The sequence below is a fragment of the Streptomyces sp. NPDC044571 genome (assembly GCF_040647115.1).
Classification (GTDB): Bacteria; Actinomycetota; Actinomycetes; order Streptomycetales; family Streptomycetaceae; genus Streptomyces.
Genome location: NZ_JBEZBN010000020.1, coordinates 88,402 through 106,269, shown reverse-complemented (window position 1 = coordinate 106,269; position 17,868 = coordinate 88,402). Strand labels below are relative to the sequence as shown.

The 17,868-nt window shown below is 71.2% G+C and carries 20 protein-coding genes; 12 read left to right on the top strand and 8 right to left on the bottom strand.

The features are described 5' to 3' along the window. Nucleotides 1–52: 52 nt before the first annotated feature. From AB0B01_RS13660 to AB0B01_RS13645, 4 genes are all read right to left on the bottom strand, one after another. Nucleotides 53–1,042, bottom strand: coding sequence for a COX15/CtaA family protein (locus tag AB0B01_RS13660; protein ID WP_361717102.1), 990 nt, complete (start codon nucleotides 1,040–1,042; stop codon nucleotides 53–55). Nucleotides 1,043–1,046: 4 nt separating this feature from the next. Next, nucleotides 1,047–1,787 carry a hypothetical protein gene (locus AB0B01_RS13655; RefSeq protein WP_361717099.1) on the bottom strand — a complete coding sequence of 247 codons (741 nt, stop codon included), beginning with the start codon at nucleotides 1,785–1,787 and terminating at the stop codon, nucleotides 1,047–1,049. A 506-nt stretch (nucleotides 1,788–2,293) separates the two neighbouring features. After that, entirely contained in the window at nucleotides 2,294–3,070 is a 777-nt protein-coding gene (locus AB0B01_RS13650; RefSeq protein ID WP_361717096.1) for an ABC transporter permease, read from the bottom strand. Beyond that, nucleotides 3,067–3,993: an ABC transporter ATP-binding protein gene (locus AB0B01_RS13645; protein WP_361717093.1), complete on the bottom strand. Its 927-nt coding sequence runs from the start codon at nucleotides 3,991–3,993 to the stop codon at nucleotides 3,067–3,069. Before AB0B01_RS13645 ends, AB0B01_RS13650 begins: the two co-directional genes overlap by 4 nt. Nucleotides 3,994–4,224: 231 nt before the next feature. Here AB0B01_RS13645 and AB0B01_RS13640 point away from each other — a divergent pair, with 231 nt between their 5' ends. From AB0B01_RS13640 to AB0B01_RS13595, 10 genes are all read left to right on the top strand, one after another. After that, nucleotides 4,225–4,965 (top strand): ArsR family transcriptional regulator, encoded by a 741-nt coding sequence (locus AB0B01_RS13640; RefSeq protein WP_361717129.1) that lies wholly within the window; start codon nucleotides 4,225–4,227, stop codon nucleotides 4,963–4,965. Beyond that, entirely contained in the window at nucleotides 4,962–6,377 is a 1,416-nt protein-coding gene (gene sufB, locus AB0B01_RS13635; protein WP_361717090.1) for a Fe-S cluster assembly protein SufB, read from the top strand. Before AB0B01_RS13640 ends, sufB begins: the two co-directional genes overlap by 4 nt. Before the next feature lie 68 nt (nucleotides 6,378–6,445). Continuing rightward, nucleotides 6,446–7,624, top strand: coding sequence for a Fe-S cluster assembly protein SufD (gene sufD, locus AB0B01_RS13630; RefSeq protein ID WP_361717087.1), 1,179 nt, complete (start codon nucleotides 6,446–6,448; stop codon nucleotides 7,622–7,624). Further along, nucleotides 7,624–7,941, top strand: coding sequence for a bifunctional 3-phenylpropionate/cinnamic acid dioxygenase ferredoxin subunit (locus AB0B01_RS13625; RefSeq protein ID WP_361717084.1), 318 nt, complete (start codon nucleotides 7,624–7,626; stop codon nucleotides 7,939–7,941). Before sufD ends, AB0B01_RS13625 begins: the two co-directional genes overlap by 1 nt. Nucleotides 7,942–7,948: 7 nt before the next feature. Continuing rightward, entirely contained in the window at nucleotides 7,949–8,713 is a 765-nt protein-coding gene (gene sufC / locus AB0B01_RS13620; protein WP_351291360.1) for a Fe-S cluster assembly ATPase SufC, read from the top strand. Continuing rightward, nucleotides 8,710–9,966, top strand: a complete 1,257-nt coding sequence (locus AB0B01_RS13615) for a cysteine desulfurase (RefSeq protein WP_361717081.1) — start codon at nucleotides 8,710–8,712, stop codon at nucleotides 9,964–9,966. The genes sufC and AB0B01_RS13615 overlap by 4 nt, the downstream gene beginning before the upstream one ends. 22 nt (nucleotides 9,967–9,988) lie before the next feature. Next, nucleotides 9,989–10,450 carry a Fe-S cluster assembly sulfur transfer protein SufU gene (gene sufU / locus AB0B01_RS13610; RefSeq protein WP_356849267.1) on the top strand — a complete coding sequence of 154 codons (462 nt, stop codon included), beginning with the start codon at nucleotides 9,989–9,991 and terminating at the stop codon, nucleotides 10,448–10,450. Continuing rightward, nucleotides 10,447–10,791: a metal-sulfur cluster assembly factor gene (locus tag AB0B01_RS13605; RefSeq protein ID WP_030388904.1), complete on the top strand. Its 345-nt coding sequence runs from the start codon at nucleotides 10,447–10,449 to the stop codon at nucleotides 10,789–10,791. The genes sufU and AB0B01_RS13605 overlap by 4 nt, the downstream gene beginning before the upstream one ends. A 209-nt stretch (nucleotides 10,792–11,000) precedes the next feature. Further along, nucleotides 11,001–11,321 (top strand): multidrug efflux SMR transporter, encoded by a 321-nt coding sequence (locus AB0B01_RS13600; protein ID WP_361717076.1) that lies wholly within the window; start codon nucleotides 11,001–11,003, stop codon nucleotides 11,319–11,321. Then, on the top strand, nucleotides 11,321–11,848 hold the full coding sequence (locus AB0B01_RS13595) for a TetR family transcriptional regulator (protein WP_361717073.1): 528 nt from the start codon (nucleotides 11,321–11,323) through the stop codon (nucleotides 11,846–11,848). Before AB0B01_RS13600 ends, AB0B01_RS13595 begins: the two co-directional genes overlap by 1 nt. Before the next feature lie 76 nt (nucleotides 11,849–11,924). On the opposite strand, the gene AB0B01_RS13590 is transcribed toward AB0B01_RS13595, so the two are convergent. After that, nucleotides 11,925–12,800, bottom strand: a complete 876-nt coding sequence (locus tag AB0B01_RS13590) for a winged helix-turn-helix transcriptional regulator (protein WP_361717070.1) — start codon at nucleotides 12,798–12,800, stop codon at nucleotides 11,925–11,927. A gap of 84 nt (nucleotides 12,801–12,884) precedes the next feature. Between AB0B01_RS13590 and AB0B01_RS13585 the strand changes: the two genes are divergently transcribed. Together AB0B01_RS13585 and dapD are read left to right on the top strand one after the other, a co-directional pair. After that, on the top strand, nucleotides 12,885–14,114 hold the full coding sequence (locus tag AB0B01_RS13585) for an MFS transporter (RefSeq protein ID WP_361717126.1): 1,230 nt from the start codon (nucleotides 12,885–12,887) through the stop codon (nucleotides 14,112–14,114). Between the two features lie 9 nt (nucleotides 14,115–14,123). Next, complete coding sequence (gene dapD, locus AB0B01_RS13580; RefSeq protein WP_361717067.1) at nucleotides 14,124–15,104, top strand: 2,3,4,5-tetrahydropyridine-2,6-dicarboxylate N-succinyltransferase; 981 nt, start codon at nucleotides 14,124–14,126, stop codon at nucleotides 15,102–15,104. 49 nt (nucleotides 15,105–15,153) lie between these two features. Here the strand turns inward: dapD and AB0B01_RS13575 are convergent, their stop codons facing one another. From AB0B01_RS13575 to AB0B01_RS13565, 3 genes are all read right to left on the bottom strand, one after another. Further along, a complete protein-coding gene (locus AB0B01_RS13575) occupies nucleotides 15,154–15,408 on the bottom strand; it encodes a hypothetical protein (protein WP_361717064.1) in 255 nt (84 codons plus the stop codon). A gap of 116 nt (nucleotides 15,409–15,524) precedes the next feature. Beyond that, complete coding sequence (locus AB0B01_RS13570; RefSeq protein WP_361717061.1) at nucleotides 15,525–15,956, bottom strand: GNAT family N-acetyltransferase; 432 nt, start codon at nucleotides 15,954–15,956, stop codon at nucleotides 15,525–15,527. Nucleotides 15,957–16,024: 68 nt separating this feature from the next. Continuing rightward, a complete protein-coding gene (locus AB0B01_RS13565; protein WP_361717058.1) occupies nucleotides 16,025–17,866 on the bottom strand; it encodes an endonuclease/exonuclease/phosphatase family protein in 1,842 nt (613 codons plus the stop codon). Nucleotides 17,867–17,868 lie beyond the last annotated feature (2 nt).

Sequence of the window (17,868 nt, the reverse complement as noted above, 5' to 3'; positions counted from 1 at the left end):
GGAGCAGCGCCGCGTGGACCCCGAAGTCGGGGGAGGGGAAGTACTCCGTGACTCAGACGGCCGAGAGCTGGGGGTCGCCCTGTGCCGGGATGTCCGCCTGCGGGGCCGGCCGCTCGCGCAGGCTCAGGGCCAGCCGGACCACGGCGATCCACACCAGGCAGGAGCCCAGCATGTGGGCGGCGACGAGGAGCTCGGGCACGTGGGTGAAGTACTGCACGTAGCCGATGCCGCCCTGGGCCAGCAGCACGACCAGCAGGTCGCGGGCGCGCGCCCGGGTGTCGGTGGGGGCGTCGACCACGCGCAGCACCAGCCACATGGCCACGGCGAGCGCGCACACCACCCAGGCGGAGACCGCGTGGACGTGGGCGGTGGCCGACCAGTCGAACGGCATCCGCTTGATCTCGCTCCGGTCGCCGGCGTGCGGACCGGAGCCGGTGACCACCGTGCCCGCCGCGATCAGGACCAGCGTGGTGGTGAGCAGGGCCCACGAGAGCTTGCGCACCGGGCCGGGCACGCGCGGCCGGGCCGTGCCGTCGCCCTCGCCCGTGCGCTGCCAGGTGATCGTCGTCACGGTGACCAGCGAGGTGGCGAGCAGGAAGTGCCCGGCCACGCTGTAGGGGTTGAGCCCCGTCAGGACGGTGATGCCGCCGAGGACCGCATTGCCCATCACGATGACGAACTGGAGCCATCCGAGCCTCGTCAGCGACCGGCGCCAGGGCTTGGCCGAGCGCGCCGTGACGATGGCCCAGCCGACGGCCGCGCACAGGACGTACGTCAGCATGCGGTTGCCGAACTCGATGGCGCCGTGGAAGCCCTGTTCCTGGGTCACGATCAGGCTGTCGTCGGTGCACTTGGGCCAGGTGTCGCAGCCGAGACCGGATCCGGTCAGCCGTACCGCACCGCCGGTCACGACGATGACCACGCTCATGACGAGCGCGGCGAGCGCGGCCCGCCGGACGGTCCGGGGTGACGGAGTCCAGCGGCTGGCGACGTAAGCAAGAGGGGTCAACACGGCCCTTATCGTACGCCGCGCCTTGTGCAAACTTTCACGAGGGGGTGCCGCCGCCGCCCGCCGCCGCGCCGGGGCCCACGAGGAGCCGGAACAGGGCTCCCGCGGGGTCGCCTTCCTCGTGCCACCAGAGGCGGACCCGCCAAGAGCCGCCCTCGCCGGGGCACTCCGCCGACTCCCTGAATCCGCGCACCAATTCGCCGCCTATTTCCTCCGCTGTCCTGTTCCTTACCTTTGTGCTGCCGCGCCAGGGACTGCCCTGGACGGCCCACAGTCCTTCCGGGCCGCGCACCTCGAAGCGCCACACCGCGCGCCAGGGCGTCACCTCCAGCATCGTGCCCACCTGCTCGGCATCCAGGTGCAGTCGGCCCGCGATCTCCTGCTCGGGCACCGAGCGGATCCGGGCGCCCACCACGGCCAGGGGCAGCAGCGGTTCGGGCAGCAGTCCCCGGTCGCGCAGCCGCACCAGCGAGTCGAAGGAGAGCAGGCGAAGCCGCAGTTCCAACTGGCGGCCGATGTGGTCGATGGCCGCCTCCGCCTCCTGGGCGGCCTCCGGGCCGGGATCCGCCAGGAGCAGCCGGCGGAAGCCGCTCTCCGCGTCCACCGCCCAGGCCACCGCCTCCTCCGCGAGCCCCAGCTCCGCGAGGCGGTCCCCGAGGAAGACCTCGGCCTGTGCGAGGCCGCGCCGGTTGACCGGGTCGTGCTGGTCCAGGTCCGCCCAGACCGCGACGGCGGCACGGGTCAGGTCCCGGGCGCGCTCGCCGGCCGCGCGCTCCATGGCGCTGGGCCCGCTCTCCGCCGCCGCGCCCAGCGGGTGACGGGGCAGCCGGTCCTCGTCGCTCAGTGGCCAGGACAGCCAGACCCCGTGGTTGATCAGGCCCCGGGCATACCACCGGGCGTACTCCGGGGTGTGCCCGGCGGCCTGCCGTCCGTGGTGCAGGCCCTCCTCCGTAGAACGGCCTCCCGCTGCGCCATACCCGCCCCCCGGCTTCGTGGTCTGCGTCGCTGTCGCTGATGTGCGGAATGGCCCCAAGCGCCCCGGCCCGGTCCCCGGCGGCGAACCGCCGGGCCGCCAGGTCGCCCAGGCGCAGCCCGAGCCGCGCCGCGCACTCCGGGTCGGTCAGGGCCGGCTCGCGCAGTGCCCCGATCAACTCCGCCAGCAGTCGGTCGGCCTCCGGCTCCGCCTGCGCCGGGCCCGACCGGATCCGCGCCCATTGCTCGTCCAGCCGGTGGTCGCCTCCTGTCAGGCCAACGCGCGGGGGAGGCGATTCGCTCCCGCCGGGTCTACTCCCAGCGGAAGAACTTCGCGGCGGCGCCCAGCCCCAGCACCGTCCACACGAGCAGCACGGCCGCATCCGCCCAGGGCAGCCCGGCCCCGTCCTGCAGCACCTCGCGCAGCCCGTGGGACAGCGCCGAGACCGGCAGCAGCCCGAGGACGTCCTGCACCGCGCCCGGGAACCTGTCCATCGGGACGATCACCCCGCCGCCGACCAGCAGCAGCAGGAACACCAGGTTCGCGGCGGCCAGCGTCACCTCGGCCTTGAGCGTGCCCGCCATCAGCAGCCCGAGCCCCGAGAAGGCGGCGGTCCCCAGCAGGATCAGCGCGGCCACCGCCGCCGGGTTCCCGTGCGGGGACCAGCCCAGCGCGAAGGCGATCACCGTGAGCAGCGCGATCTGGAGCACCTCGGTGACCAGCACGGACAGGGTCTTGGCGGCCATCAGCGCCCAGCGCGGCAGCGGCGAGGCGCCGAGCCGCTTGAGCACCCCGTAGCGGCGGTCGAAGCCCGTGGCGATGGCCTGGCCCGTGAAGGCGGTCGACAGCACGGCCAGGGCGAGGATCCCGGGCGCGAGGAAGTCCACGGACCGCTGGGCGCTCCCGACGGGCACGGTGATGACGTCCACCGAGGAGAACAGCACCAGCAGCAGCGCCGGGATGATCACCGTCAGCAGCAGCTGCTCCCCGTTGCGCAGCAGCATCCGGGTCTCCAGCGCCGTCTGGGCGAGGATCATGCGGGACACGGGCGCGGCCCCCGGGCGGGGCGTGAACGTACCGGCGCTCATGCGCGCAGCTCCTTACCGGTGAGCTCCAGGAAGACGTCTTCGAGCGTGTGCCGCTCCACCGACAGGCTGCTCGGCATCACGCCGTGCTGCGCACACCACGACGCGACGGTGGCCAGCATCTGCGGGTCGACCTCGCCGACGACCCGGTAGGCGCCCGGGGTGAGCTCGGCGGCCTGGGTGCCGTCGGGCAGTGCCTTCAGCAGCGACGCGAGGTCGAGGGAGGGGCGGCCGGTGAAGCGCAGGGTGTTCTCGGCGCCGCCGCGGCACAGCTGCTCGGGGCTGCCGTGGGCGATGACCCGGCCCGCGTCGACGATCGCGACCTCGTCCGCCAGCTGCTCGGCCTCGTCCATGTGGTGGGTGGTGAGGATGACGGTGACCCCGTCGGCGCGCAGTTGCCGTACGAGGTCCCAGGTCGCGCGGCGGGCCTGCGGGTCCAGGCCCGCGGTCGGCTCGTCGAGGAAGACCAGCTCGGGGCGGCCCACCACGGCCATGGCCAGGGCCAGGCGCTGCTGCTGGCCGCCGGAGAGCCGGCGGTAGGGGGTGCGGCCGCAGCCGCCCAGCCCGAGCCGCTCGGCGAGGGCGCCCACGTCGAGCGGGTCGGCGTACAGCGCGGCCATGTGGCGCAGCATCTCGACGGCGCGGGCGCCGGAGTAGACCCCGCCGGACTGCAGCATCACGCCGATCCGGGGGCGCAGCGCTTCGGCCTGGGCGACCGGGTCGAGGCCGAGGACGCGGACGGTGCCGGCGTCGGGGCGGCGGTAGCCCTCGCAGGTCTCCACGGTGGTCGTCTTGCCCGCGCCGTTGGGGCCGAGGACCGCGGTGACGGAGGCTCTGCGGACGGTGAGGTCCAGGTCGTCCACCGCGGTCTTGGGGCCGTACCGCTTCACCAGTCCGCGGATCTCCACGGCGGGGTCGTTGCTCATGTGGGTGAGTCTACGGAGCCGGAAAGGGGTCCTCGGGCGCCGGGGGAGACCGCCTGTTCCGCTGCGGGCCAAGAGGGGTTCCGTGCAGGTGGGGGCCGTGATCACTTCACTCTGCGTGGGCAGTTTAGGTAACCCTTAGTGATGGAGGACACCAGGAGTGGCCTCCGTCACGGCTTGTCGGGCCTCAAGTAATTACGCAACAATGGCGTTGTGAAATACGGCGAACGGCTGATGGAGACCCCTCACGGGGAACTCGCTACCGGGGAGCGGTCAACCCGCAACCGGGTCGCGCGCTCCATCCTGGACCACGGTCCGTCCACCGTCGCCGATCTCGCCGCGCGTCTCGGCCTCACCCAGGCCGCCGTCCGCCGCCACCTCGACACGCTCGTCGCCGACGACGTGGTCGCACCCCGTGAGCAGCGCGTGTACGGCGCGCGCACGCGTGGCCGACCTGCCAAGGTGTTCGCGCTGACCGACTGCGGCCGTGACGCCTTCGACCAGTCCTACGACTCGCTCGCGGCGGACGCCCTGCGCTGGATCGCGCAGTCCGCCGGCGGTGGCGAGCAGGGAGAGGCGGCCGTGGCCGCCTTCGCCCGGGCCCGTATGGACGCGCAGGCCGAGACCTACCGGGAAGCAGTCGAGGCGGCCGCCCCCGCGGACCGCACCGAGGCCCTGGCCAAGGCGTTGACCGCGGACGGGTACGCTGCTACGGCGAAGAGCGCTCCCGGTCCGCACAGCGGTGAACAGCTCTGCCAGCACCACTGCCCGGTCGCCCACGTCGCCGAGCAGTTCCCGCAGCTCTGCGAGGCGGAGACCGAGGTCTTCTCCCGCCTGCTGGGGACGCACGTGCAGCGCCTCGCCACGATCGCCCACGGCGACGGGGTGTGCACCACGTTCATTCCGCGAGGCGCGGGCGCCACACAGACCGACACATCAGCATCTGCAAGCACGGCCGGGAGGAACCCCGCATGACCACGGAGACTGCTCACCCTGAGCTCGATGGCCTGGGCACCTACGAATACGGCTGGGCCGACTCCGACGCGGCCGGTGCCGCTGCCAAGCGGGGTCTGTCCGAGGACGTCGTCCGGGACATCTCGGCGAAGAAGAACGAGCCCGAGTGGATGCTGAAGCTCCGCCTCAAGGGCCTGAAGCTCTTCGACAAGAAGCCCATGCCCACCTGGGGCTCCGACCTGTCGGGCATCGACTTCGACAACATCAAGTACTTCGTGCGGTCCACCGAGAAGCAGGCGGAGTCCTGGGAGGACCTGCCCGAGGACATCAAGAACACGTACGACAAGCTCGGCATCCCGGAGGCGGAGAAGCAGCGCCTCGTCGCGGGCGTCGCGGCCCAGTACGAGTCCGAGGTCGTCTACCACCAGATCCGCGAGGACCTGGAGCAGCAGGGCGTCATCTTCCTCGACACGGACACCGCGCTCAAGGAGCACCCGGAGCTCTTCCAGGAGTACTTCGGCACGGTCATCCCGGTCGGCGACAACAAGTTCGCCTCGCTGAACACCGCGGTGTGGTCCGGCGGCTCCTTCATCTACGTCCCCAAGGGTGTCCAGGTGGACATCCCGCTCCAGGCCTACTTCCGCATCAACACGGAGAACATGGGCCAGTTCGAGCGGACGCTGATCATCGTCGACGAGGACGCCTACGTCCACTACGTCGAGGGCTGCACCGCCCCGATCTACTCCTCGGACTCGCTGCACAGCGCCGTGGTCGAGATCATCGTGAAGAAGGGCGGCCGCTGCCGCTACACGACCATCCAGAACTGGTCGAACAACGTCTACAACCTGGTCACCAAGCGCGCCGTGGCGTACGAGGGCGCGACCATGGAGTGGATCGACGGCAACATCGGCTCCAAGGTCACGATGAAGTACCCGGCCGTCTACCTGATGGGCGAGCACGCCAAGGGCGAGACGCTGTCCATCGCCTTCGCGGGCGAGGGCCAGCACCAGGACGCCGGCTCCAAGATGGTCCACATGGCGCCGAACACCTCCTCCAACATCGTCTCCAAGTCGGTGGCGCGAGGCGGCGGCCGCACCTCGTACCGCGGCCTGGTCGAGATCGGCGAGGGCGCCAGCGGCTCCAAGTCGAACGTGCTCTGCGACGCGCTCCTGGTCGACACGATCTCCCGCTCGGACACGTACCCGTACGTGGACGTCCGCGAGGACGACGTCTCCATGGGCCACGAGGCGACCGTCTCCAAGGTCTCCGAGGACCAGCTCTTCTACCTGATGAGCCGCGGCATGACCGAGTTCGAGGCCATGGCGATGATCGTGCGCGGCTTCGTCGAGCCGATCGCGAAGGAGCTGCCGATGGAGTACGCCCTGGAGCTGAACCGGCTGATCGAGCTGCAGATGGAGGGCTCGGTCGGCTAGTCCCGACTGGCCGTCCGGCCCGCAGCACATCCTTTGACGTAGACACGAGAGCGAGCAAGACGACAGCCATGGCTGAGGCTCAGAACATTCCGGCGGGTTCGACCACCGCCGGCGCGATCGCGGTGGCCGCCGAGTCCACCGTCGCCACCCGGATGAGCGCACCGCCGTCCTTCGACGTGGCGGACTTCCCCGTCCCGCACGGCCGCGAGGAGGAGTGGCGCTTCACGCCGCTCGCCCGCCTCAAGGGCCTGCACGACGGCACCGCGACCGCCAACGGCAGCATGAAGGCCCAGATCGACGCGCCCGAGGGCGTCACGGTCGAGTCGGTGGAGCGCGACGACGCCCGCATCGGCAAGGCCGGCACCCCGGTGGACCGGGTCGCCGCCCAGGCGTTCTCCTCCTTCGCCAAGGCCACGGTCGTCACCGTGCCCAAGGAGGCCGTCCTGACCGAGCCCGTGCGCGTCTCGCTGCACGGCGAGGGCGGAACGACCTTCGGCCACACCGTCTTCGACGTGCAGGCCTTCGCCGAGGCCGTCATCGTCATCGACCACACCGGCGACGGCGTCCGCGCGGCCAACGTGGAGTTCCTGATCGGCGACGGCGCCAAGGTGACCGTCGTCTCCATCCAGGACTGGGACGACACCGCCGTCCACTGCTCCCAGCACAACGCGCTGGTCGGCCGTGACGCGAGCTTCAAGTCCGTCGTCGTCACCTTCGGTGGTGACCTCGTCCGCCTGCACCCGCGGGTCAGCTACGCCGGCACCGGCGGCGAGGCCGAGCTCCTCGGCCTCTACTTCACCGACGCCGGCCAGCACCAGGAGCACCGCCTCCTGGTCACCCACGACGCCCCGCACTGCAAGTCCCACGTGGTCTACAAGGGTGCGCTCCAGGGCCAGGACGCCCACGCCGTCTGGATCGGCGACGTGCTCATCGAGAAGAGCGCCGAGGGCACCGACACCTACGAGATGAACCGCAACCTCGTCCTCACGGACGGCGCGCGGGTCGACTCGGTGCCGAACCTGGAGATCGAGACCGGCGAGATCGTCGGCGCCGGCCACGCCTCGGCGACCGGCCGCTTCGACGACGAGCAGCTCTTCTACCTGCAGGCCCGCGGCATCCCGGCCGACGAGGCCCGCCGTCTGGTCGTGCGCGGCTTCTTCGCCGAGCTCGTCCAGCAGATCGGTGTCCCGGACATCGAGGAGCGCCTGCTCGCCAAGATCGAGACCGAGCTTGAGGCGTCCGTCTGATGACCTACGTGAAGGCCTGCTCGCTGAGTGAGCTGGAGGAGAACACCCCCAAGCGGGTGGAGCTCGACGGGACGCCGGTGTCCATCGTCTCCACCGAGGGGGAGGTGTTCGCGATCAACGACATCTGCTCGCACGCGAACGTCTCGCTCTCGGAGGGCGAGGTCGAGGACTGCATGATCGAGTGCTGGCTGCACGGGTCCTCCTTCGACCTGCGCACCGGCAAGCCCTCGGGTCTGCCCGCGACGCGCCCCGTTCCCGTATACCCCGTAAAGATCGAAGGGGACGACGTGCTCGTCTCCCTCACCCAGGAGACCTGAGGCACCCATGGCAACGCTTGAAATCCACGACCTGCACGTCTCCGTCGAGGCCGAGAACGGCGCCCGCGAGATCCTCAAGGGCGTCGACCTCACCGTCAAGCAGGGTGAGACGCACGCCATCATGGGCCCCAACGGCTCCGGCAAGTCCACCCTGGCGTACTCGCTCGCCGGGCACCCGAAGTACACCATCACCGGTGGCACCGTGACCCTCGACGGCGAAGACGTCCTGGAGATGTCCGTCGACGAGCGCGCCCGCGCCGGCGTCTTCCTCGCCATGCAGTACCCGGTCGAGGTCCCCGGCGTCTCGGTCTCCAACTTCCTGCGCACCTCGGCCACCGCCATCCGCGGCGAGGCGCCGAAGCTGCGTACCTGGGTGAAGGAGGTCAAGTCCGCGATGGAGCAGCTCCATATGGACCCGGCCTTCGCCGAGCGCAACGTCAACGAGGGCTTCTCCGGCGGTGAGAAGAAGCGCCACGAGATCCTCCAGCTGGAGCTCCTCAAGCCGAAGATCGCGATCCTCGACGAGACCGACTCCGGCCTCGACGTCGACGCGCTGCGCATCGTCTCCGAGGGCGTCAACCGCGTCCGCGAGACGGGTGAGGTCGGCACCCTGCTGATCACCCACTACACGCGCATCCTGCGGTACATCAAGCCGGACTTCGTGCACGTGTTCGCGAACGGCCGGATCGCCGAGTCCGGTGGCGCCGAGCTGGCGGACCAGCTTGAGGCCGAGGGCTACGACAAGTACGTGAAGGGTGGCGCTACCGCGTGACGCAGCTGCCTGGCCTCCTCGACATCGAGGCGATCCGCAAGGACTTCCCCCTGCTGGATCGTGTGGTCCACGACGGGAAGAAGATCGTTTACCTGGACAACGCGGCGACCTCGCAGAAGCCGCGCCAGGTGCTCGACGCGCTGAACGAGTACTACGAGCGGCACAACGCCAACGTCCATCGCGGCGTGCACGTGCTCGCCGAGGAGGCCACGGCGCTGTACGAGGGCGCCCGCGACAAGGTCGCCGCCTTCATCAACGCACCGAGCCGCGACGAGGTGATCTTCACCAAGAACGCCTCGGAGTCGCTCAACCTGGTCGCAAACATGCTCGGCTGGGCGGACGAGCCCTACCGGGTCGACCGCGAGACCGAGATCGCCATCACGGAGATGGAGCACCACTCCAACATCGTGCCGTGGCAGCTGCTCTCGCAGCGCACCGGCGCGAAGCTGAAGTGGTTCGGCCTCACCGACGACGGCCGGCTCGACCTGTCCAACATCGAAGAGGTCATCACGGAGAAGACGAAGATCGTCTCCTTCACGTTGGTCTCCAACATCATGGGCACGATCAACCCGGTCGACGCGATCGTCCGCCGCGCGCAGGAGGTCGGCGCGCTGGTGCTGATCGACGCCTCGCAGGCCGCTCCGCACATGCCGCTGGACGTCCAGGCGCTCGGCGCCGACTTCGTGGCCTTCACCGGCCACAAGATGTGCGGCCCGACCGGCATCGGCGTCCTGTGGGGCCGCCAGGAGCTCCTGGAGGACCTGCCCCCGTTCCTCGGCGGCGGCGAGATGATCGAGACCGTGTCCATGCACGCCTCGACGTACGCCCCGGCGCCCCACAAGTTCGAGGCGGGTACGCCCCCGATCGCCCAGGCCGTCGGCCTCGGCGCGGCCGTGGACTACCTCACCGCGATCGGCATGGAGAACATCGCCGCCCACGAGCACGCGATCACGGAGTACGCGGTCAAGCGCCTCTCCGAGGTGCCCGACCTGCGGATCATCGGCCCCACCACGGCCGAGGACCGGGGCGCTGCGATCTCCTTCGTACTCGGGGACATCCACCCGCACGACGTCGGCCAGGTCCTGGACGAGCAGGGCATCGCGGTCCGCGTGGGACACCACTGCGCGCGCCCGGTCTGCCTGCGGTACGGAATTCCGGCGACCACGCGAGCGTCTTTCTATCTGTACTCCTCTCCGGCGGACGTGGACGCGCTGATCGACGGGCTGGAGCACGTACGGAACTTCTTCGGCTGACGGACGAGGGCGACGAGGACCAGTGAAGCTGGATTCGATGTACCAGGAACTGATCCTGGACCACTACAAGCACCCGCACGGGCGCGGCCTGCGCGACGGTGACGCCGAGGTGCACCACGTCAACCCGACGTGCGGCGACGAGATCACGCTGCGCGTGAAGTACGACGGCGAGACGCTCACCGACGTCTCCTACGAGGGTCAGGGCTGCTCCATCAGCCAGGCCAGCGCCTCCGTGCTGAACGAGCTGCTCGTCGGCAAGAAGGTGTCCGAGGCGCAGCGGATCCAGGACGTGTTCCTGGAGCTGATGCAGTCCAAGGGCAAGATCGAGCCGGACGAGGAGATGGAGGAGGTGCTGGAGGACGCGGTCGCGTTCGCCGGTGTCTCCAAATACCCGGCGCGCGTGAAGTGCGCCCTCCTGAGCTGGATGGCCTGGAAGGACGCGACCGCCCAGGTCCTGGGCGACGCGGAGAGGAAGACGGCATGACCGAGAACGCGACGCCCGAGGCGTCGATCAAGCCGGCCACCGAGGAGGAGGTCCGCGAGGCCCTCTACGACGTGGTCGACCCCGAGCTGGGCATCGACGTCGTCAATCTGGGCCTGATCTACGGCATCCACATCGACGACGCGAACATCGCCACTCTCGACATGACGCTGACCTCGGCGGCCTGCCCGCTGACGGACGTCATCGAGGACCAGGCGAAGTCGGCGACCGACGGGATCGTCAACGAGCTGCGGATCAACTGGGTCTGGATGCCGCCGTGGGGCCCGGACAAGATCACGGATGACGGCCGTGAGCAGCTGCGCGCGCTCGGCTTCAACGTCTGATCAGTCCTCGACCGGTCCTTCGACCGCTCGCTGCGTGAGGGCCCCCGGCACTTGGTGCCGGGGGCCCTTTGCCGTTCTTCCGGGGTCCCTGCGTGTTCTTCCGGCGGACGGGCACCGTGCACCCTGCGGTGAACGTGACGGTGGGTCAGGGCGGCGCGTAACCGAGTTCACTCTGCACTGAAACGCGGGCGATGTGTACTGTCGTACACATGCCTTTCGTACTGCTCGCCGCGGCCATCGCCGCCGAGGTGGCCGGCACCACCGCCATGAAGTTCAGCCAGGGCTTCACGAAGCTGTGGCCGTCGTTGGGCACCCTCCTGGGGTACGCCATCGCCTTCACGCTGCTCGCGCAGACGCTGAAGTCGATGTCGGTGGGCACCGCGTACGCGATCTGGGCCGGGGTCGGCACGGCCGCGATCGCCGCCATCGGGATGGTGTTCATGGGCGAGGCGGCCACCGCCGCCAAGATCGCCGGGATCGCGCTGATCATCGCCGGAGTGGTGCTGCTGAACCTGGGCGGGGCGCACTGATGGGCCGCCGGTACGACCCCGACCGGCGGCAGCGGATCATCGACGCGGCGATCCGGGTCGTGGGCGCGAAGGGCATCGCGGGGCTGAGCCATCGCAGCGTGGCAACTGAGGCGGACGTGCCGCTGGGCTCGACCACGTACCACTTCGAGACGCTGGACGACCTGCTGGTGGCGGCGCTGCGGCAGGCGAACGCCGGCTTCGCACCGGTCCCGGACGCGGTGTCCGGACCGGAGCTGGCGGCGGAGCTGGCCCGCCTGCTGGGGGAGTTCCTGACGGCGGACCGGGGCCGGGCGGAGCTGGAGTACGAGCTCTACCTGGCAGCGCTGCGCAGGCCGGCGCTGCGGCCGGTGGCCGCGGAGTGGGCGGAGTCGGTCACGGCGGCCCTCGCGGACCGGGTGGATCCGGCGACGGCGCGGGCGGTGGTGGCGGTGCTGGACGGGATCAGCCTGCAGGTGCTTCTGACGGGCACGCCGTATGACGAGCCGTATGCGCGGGAGGTGCTCGGCCGGGTGCTGGCCCGGCCGTAGCGGGGGCCCGCGGGGCGGGGGCGGGGCCGGCCCGGGGGTTGGCCCGCCCGTCCCCGGGCCGGCCCCGGCCGCGGCGTCAGGCGGCAGACCGGACCGATGCCAGGGCCGCCGCGACGCTCGCTGCGATGTCCTGGATCGGGTAGAACACCTCGCGCACCGTGCGCTCCCGGTCGAGCACCAACGTCAGGCGCTTCAGCCGGCTGACCCCCGCCGCGCGGAAGGTCGGCAGCCGCAGCGCTGCCGTCAGGGTGAGTTCCGCATCCGAGAGGAGCGGGAAGCGGAGCTTCTCCGTCTCCGCGAACTCCCGCTGCTCGTCCGGGCGCTGCGTCGAGACGCCGTGCACCGTCGCCCCCGCTGCCGTGAACTCCGCGAGCTGGTCCCGGTAGGTGCACGATTCGAAGGTGCAGCCCTTGGCGCCGGGGATCCCCGCCCAGCCGGGCGGGTAGGACTCGGCCCGGGCGTACGCGCCGGGGAAGCAGTACAGGACGGTGAACGGGGTGTCCGCCACCGGGTCGCGGAGTTCGCCGAAGCGGTCCGGCAGGAGCAGCTCCGGCAGGCGGGTGCCGCGCAGCGCATGGACCCGTACCGCCTCCTTCGAGGACTCCTGTGTCGTCGCCGTCATCTCTCCCTCTCCCAGGACCCAGGCATCTCCCCAGTCCTGGAGGGCCACCAGGACGGGCAGCAGTCCCCGCCCGCGCGGGGTCAGCCGGTATGCGTGCCGCACCGGACGTTCCTGGTACGGCTCGCGCGTCAGCACCCCGGCCTCGACCAGCAGCTTCAGCCGCTCGGCCAGCACCTTCCGGGAGACGCCCAGCTCGCGCTGGAACTCCTCGAAGCGGTGCAGCCCGCGCGCGGCGTCACGCACGATCAGCAGCGTCCACCAGTCACCCACGACGTCGAGGGCCTGGGCGATGGAGCAGTCCGCGTCGCCGAGGTGTGTGCGCTGGGCCATGGCACTCCTTTGTCCGTTGACCCAAGGCTGTCATGCTGACATAGTCCGTTCCCAAAAGGAACTGACTCGGGGGTGGTGAAGGTGCTGCAGGGATTCAAAGACGTACCCCGGGTGGTGTGGCTGCTGGCGGCCGGGGTGTTCGTCAACGCCGTGGTCAGCTTCACCTTCGTTTTCGTCTTCCTCTACCTGACCGGGCCGCGCGGCCTCGGCGCCGCCCAGGCCGGCATGGTCACCGGGATCGGCGGCGCCGGTCTCGTCGCGGGCAACTTCACCGGCGGCTGGTACGGGGACCGCTTCGGCCACCGCCGCGTGCTGCTCGCCGCCTCCACCCTCGGCGGCCTCACCCTCATGACCTTCCCGTTGCTGTCCACCCCGCTGCTGTACGCCGCCCTGCCGCTGGCCCAGTACGCCTCCGGCGTGATCCGGGCCGCCAACTCCGCACTGGTCGCCGTCGCCGTCCCCGAAGGGGTCCGCCGCCAGGCCTTCGCCGTCGTGCGCTGCGTCTCGAACGGCGGCTTCACCCTCGGCCCGCCGCTGGGGGCGCTGGTCGCGACCGGTCTCTCGTACGACTGGCTCTTCGTCGCGGACGGCCTCGGCACCCTCTTCTTCGCCCTGTGGACCGCGCGCGTCGTCCCCGCCCGCGGTGCCTCCCGGACCCCCGCCGCGGCCCCGGACGGGGGTCGGGGCCGCGGTGTGTGGCAGGAACTGCGGGCCCGGCCCGCCGTACTGGTCCTGCTCGCCGCGATCCTGCTGACCGACCTCGTCTACCGCCAGCAGTACGGCACCTTCCCCGTCTTCCTCGCCGACCACGGCCTGGACACCCGGGCCTTCGGCCTGGTGATCGCCCTCAACGGCGGCGTCATCCTGCTGCTGGAGCTCCCGGCCGCCGTCGCGCTGCGCCACCGGCCGCCGCTGCCGGTCATCGCGACCGGGCTGGTGCTGGTCGGGGCCGGCTACGCCGCGCTGCTGGCCGGGGCCGGCATCGCGAGCGCCACCGCGATGATCCTGCTGCTGAGCCTCGGCGAGATCCTGTACAAGACCACCGCCACCGCCTACGTCGCCGACCAGGCCCCCGAGCACGCGATCGGGCGGTTCCAGAGCCTGTACGCGGGGATCTCCGTCAGCGGCGTCGTCCTCGGCCCGCCGCTCGGCGGAGCCCTGTACGCCGCCGCGCCCGGGCTGCTGTGGCCGCTGTGCGCGGGGCTGGCGGCAGGAGCGGGCGGGGTGGTGTTCTGGGCCTCCCGGTGCGGTGGGCGCCACGCGGCGCGACCGGCACATGAGACCGGTTCGCACCCTCGGGCCGTCGCCGGTTAGGTTTCGGATATGACTGCTACGCGTACCACCGGCGCCGTCGCCGCCGGACTTGCCACCATCGCCGCCGACGGCACCGTCCTCGACACCTGGTTCCCCGCCCCCGAGCTGGTCGCCGAGCCCGGCCCGGCCGGCACCGAGCGCCTGACCGCCGAACAGGCCGCGGAGCTGCTCGGCGAGGCCGCGCCCAAGGCCCTCGGGCCGGACGCGCGCCGCGGTGTCGAGGTCGTAGCCGTCCGCACCGTGATCTCCTCCCTGGACGACAAGCCGCTCGACGCGCACGACGCGTACCTGCGCCTGCACCTGCTCAGCCACCGCCTGGTCAGGCCGCACGGCCAGAACCTGGACGGCGTCTTCGGCCTGCTCGCCAACGTGGCCTGGACCTCGCTGGGCCCGGTCGCGGTGGACCAGATCGAGACCGTCCGCCTGAACGCGCGCGCCGAGGGCCTGCACCTCCAGGTCACCTCGATCGACAAGTTCCCGCGGATGACCGACTACGTCCTGCCCAAGGGCGTGCGCGTCGCCGACGCCGACCGGGTCCGCCTCGGTGCGCACCTCGCCGAGGGCACCACCGTCATGCACGAGGGCTTCGTCAACTTCAACGCGGGCACCCTGGGCACCTCGATGGTCGAGGGCCGCATCTCGGCCGGCGTCGTGATCGGCAACGGATCCGACATCGGCGGCGGCGCGTCCACGATGGGCACCCTCTCGGGCGGCGGCAAGCAGATCATCTCGATCGGCGAGCGCTGCCTGATCGGCGCCGAGGCGGGCGTCGGCATCGCGCTGGGCGACGAGTGCATCGTCGAGGCCGGCCTGTACGTGACCGCGGGCACCCGCGTCACGCTGCCGGACGGCCAGATCGTGAAGGCCCTGGAGCTCTCCGGCGCCAGCAACATCCTCTTCCGCCGCAACTCGGTCACCGGAGCCGTCGAGGCCCGCCCGAACAACGCGGTCTGGGGCGGCCTGAACGAGATCCTCCACAGCCACAACTGAGTTGTGCCCCGCGGGCCCTCCCTCCCCGAGCGGGGGAGGGCCCGCGGAGTCAGTGCAGGGGCAGAGTACGGACCAGGCCGGCGAAGGCCTGTTCCTCGGCCTCCGTCAGCTCGACCGACTCCATCGGGTGCGCGGCGGCTCCGCGCTGCGCCGGGATGAACGTGAGGCCCTCGCGGGCGCCCGGCTCCGCGCGCTGGAAGCGCCTGTGTCGGAGCATGTGGCGCAGGCCGGCCACCCCGACGAGCGCGGCCACCAGCAGGACCGCCAGGCCGATTTCCCGGGCGGGGATGATGGAGGGGGACATGCGGGCCTCCGGAAGTACGGCGGGCACGGTCGAGCGTGGGGACACTCAACACCACAACCGGGGCCGAACGGGCCGTTATGTGGCGAGCGTCACGCCAGGGGCGAAAGCGCCCTGCGTCAGTCCGCCAGGCGCAGCTTGAAGCCCTCGTGGCTGCGCGCCCAGCCCAGCCGCTCGTAGAAGCGGTGGGCGTCCTCCCGCCGCTTGTTGCTGGTCAGCTGCATCAGACCGCAGCCGCGCTCGCGCGCCCGCTCCGTCGCCCGCCGCATCAGCTCCGCCCCCAGCCCGGCGCCCCGCCGGTCGGCGCGCACCCGTACCGCCTCCACCAGCGCCCGCTCCCGGCCGCCCTGGCCGAGGCCCGGGACGTAGGTGAGCTGGAGGCAGCCGAGCACGTCCGCCCCGTCGGCCAGGAGCAGCAGCTCGTTGCGGGCGTCCGCCTCGATCGCGTCGAAGGCCCGCTCGTGGGCCTCGGTCACGGGTGACGGGCCGCCGTCCGCCAGCAGGGCGAGTACGGCTGGCAGGTCCTCACGGGTCGCGGTACGGAAGATCACGGCCCTGAGTGTGGCAGGGGCCCCGGCCGGGACGGCGGCCGGGGCCCCTGCGGTCCAGCGGCCGCCGGCTACGGGCGGAAGCGCAGCACCTGCGGGTCGTGGTCGCTGTTCTGGGCCGAGAACTCCGCGTTGATGTGCACGCTGTCGTACGTGAACGACTTGATCGCCGGGCTGGTCAGGATCTGGTCCAGCACCTGCGCGTTGCCCTGGTACACGTACGAGTACCGCTCCGCCTTCGGCAGCGACTTGATCGCCGAGTAGAGCGCACCGCCGTCCTCCAGCGCCTGCGCCGTCGCCGAGAACTCGAAGTCGTTGATGTCGCCGAGGACGACGACGTTCGCGTTCTTCTCGGTGGCCAGCAGGTCCTTGACGAAGCCGTTCACGGCCTGGGCCTGCAGCAGCCGCTTGGCCTCCGAGGAGCGCACCGGCGGCTGGTGGTGCGAGGTCAGGCCCTCGTCGCCGCCCTTCGAGCTGAAGTGATTGGCGATCACGAAGACCGTACGGCCGCGGAATACGAACTCGCCGGCCAGCGGCTTGCGGCTGTCCTGCCAGGCCGGGTTCGCCGGGTCGATCCGGCCGGGGGAGTGGGTGAGGGCCGCGTGGCCCTTCTCGGTCGTCACGCCCGTCGCGGTCGCCGAGTCGCCCGCGGCGCGGTCGGTGAAGGAGACGCGGGCCGGGTTGAACAGGAACACCTGGCGGATGTTGCCGCCGGGCTCGCCGCCGTCCTTGTTGTTCTCCGGGTTGACGGTCCGCCACTGGTACGCCGGGCCGCCCGCGGCCGCGATCGCCGCCGTGAACTTCGTCAGCGTCTGCTCGGCGGACACCGTGCCGTCGTTCTTGGCGCCGTTGTCGTCCTGGATCTCCTCCAGGGCCACGATGTCGGGGGAGGCGAGGTTCTCGACGACCGCCTTCGCCAGGTTGTCGAACTTCTCCTGCGGGTCGGTGGGGTCGAGGTTCTCGACGTTGTACGTGGCCACCGCGAGCTCACCCGGAGCCTGCGCCTTGGTCTTCTCGGGGGCGAGGGTGCCGGCGGTGACGGTGCCCAGCGTGCGGGCCACCAGCGTGTAGCCGCCGAACTGGTTGAAGTCCAGCGGGCCCTCGGTGGGGCCGGTCAGCTTGTCGCCGACGTTGGCCACCGGGAAGGGCTGCTGCGCGAGCGGCGCGAGCTGCTGGATCTGCAGGCGGCCGGTGTTCTGGGAGTCGTACGAGCCGTACAGCGTGCCGCCCCGCTTGGCGGTGTGCTCCCAGCCCTTGACCGTGACCCAGAGCTCCGCGTACGGGTCGGTGGCGCCGACCACGCGCGAGGTGCCGATGCCGACGTTCATGCCCTCCAGGGACTCGTAGAAGTCCAGGGCGTAGCGCGAGGGGTCCAGGGCCAGGCCGTTGATGCTGCCGCCGGCGGCCGGGTCGCCCGCCGGGGCGTACTCGGCGGGCACGCTGTACTCGTTGATCGCGGTGGCCTCGGGCAGCGCGTTGCCCGAGGAGACCACGGTCACGGACGGCTTGGAGATCTGCGTGACCGACTGGTTGCCGGAGGCCGCCCCGCCGGGGATGTACTCGCCGACCAGGCCGGAGACCTTGACCGCGTCGCCGACGGCCACGGTGGGGGCCGAGCTGGTGAAGACGAACACGCCTTCACTGGTGGCGGCGTTGTCGTCGGCGTCGGGGTCCTGGATCCAGAAGCCGCGCGAGCCGTACGTGCGCACGCCCGTGACGATGCCTTCGACGCCGGTGACCTGCTTGCCGGTGAGCGGGGATATCCGGGTGGTGCCCTGGATGTCGTGAATGCGTATCGAATCGGCGGACACGGCGCCTTCGGCCGCGTCGGCGGTGCCCGCGAGCAGGCCGGTGGCCAGGGCGGTGGCGACGAGGGCCGCGACGGCGGCGGAACGGGGATGCGAGGAGCGCATGG

What these genes read in the sequence shown, in the direction of transcription:
- AB0B01_RS13655 (WP_361717099.1), bottom strand. Translation starts at nt 1,787, where the DNA reads ATGGAGCGCGCGGCCGGCGAGCGCGCCCGGGACCTGACCCGTGCCGCC.
- AB0B01_RS13650 (WP_361717096.1), bottom strand. Translation starts at nt 3,070, where the DNA reads ATGAGCGCCGGTACGTTCACGCCCCGCCCGGGGGCCGCGCCCGTGTCC.
- AB0B01_RS13645 (WP_361717093.1), bottom strand. Translation starts at nt 3,993, where the DNA reads ATGAGCAACGACCCCGCCGTGGAGATCCGCGGACTGGTGAAGCGGTAC.
- AB0B01_RS13640 (WP_361717129.1), top strand. Translation starts at nt 4,225, where the DNA reads ATGGAGACCCCTCACGGGGAACTCGCTACCGGGGAGCGGTCAACCCGC.
- sufB (WP_361717090.1), top strand. Translation starts at nt 4,962, where the DNA reads ATGACCACGGAGACTGCTCACCCTGAGCTCGATGGCCTGGGCACCTAC.
- sufD (WP_361717087.1), top strand. Translation starts at nt 6,446, where the DNA reads ATGGCTGAGGCTCAGAACATTCCGGCGGGTTCGACCACCGCCGGCGCG.
- AB0B01_RS13625 (WP_361717084.1), top strand. Translation starts at nt 7,624, where the DNA reads ATGACCTACGTGAAGGCCTGCTCGCTGAGTGAGCTGGAGGAGAACACC.
- sufC (WP_351291360.1), top strand. Translation starts at nt 7,949, where the DNA reads ATGGCAACGCTTGAAATCCACGACCTGCACGTCTCCGTCGAGGCCGAG.
- AB0B01_RS13605 (WP_030388904.1), top strand. Translation starts at nt 10,447, where the DNA reads ATGACCGAGAACGCGACGCCCGAGGCGTCGATCAAGCCGGCCACCGAG.
- AB0B01_RS13600 (WP_361717076.1), top strand. Translation starts at nt 11,001, where the DNA reads ATGCCTTTCGTACTGCTCGCCGCGGCCATCGCCGCCGAGGTGGCCGGC.
- AB0B01_RS13595 (WP_361717073.1), top strand. Translation starts at nt 11,321, where the DNA reads ATGGGCCGCCGGTACGACCCCGACCGGCGGCAGCGGATCATCGACGCG.
- AB0B01_RS13590 (WP_361717070.1), bottom strand. Translation starts at nt 12,800, where the DNA reads ATGGCCCAGCGCACACACCTCGGCGACGCGGACTGCTCCATCGCCCAG.
- dapD (WP_361717067.1), top strand. Translation starts at nt 14,124, where the DNA reads ATGACTGCTACGCGTACCACCGGCGCCGTCGCCGCCGGACTTGCCACC.
- AB0B01_RS13575 (WP_361717064.1), bottom strand. Translation starts at nt 15,408, where the DNA reads ATGTCCCCCTCCATCATCCCCGCCCGGGAAATCGGCCTGGCGGTCCTG.
- AB0B01_RS13565 (WP_361717058.1), bottom strand. Translation starts at nt 17,866, where the DNA reads ATGCGCTCCTCGCATCCCCGTTCCGCCGCCGTCGCGGCCCTCGTCGCC.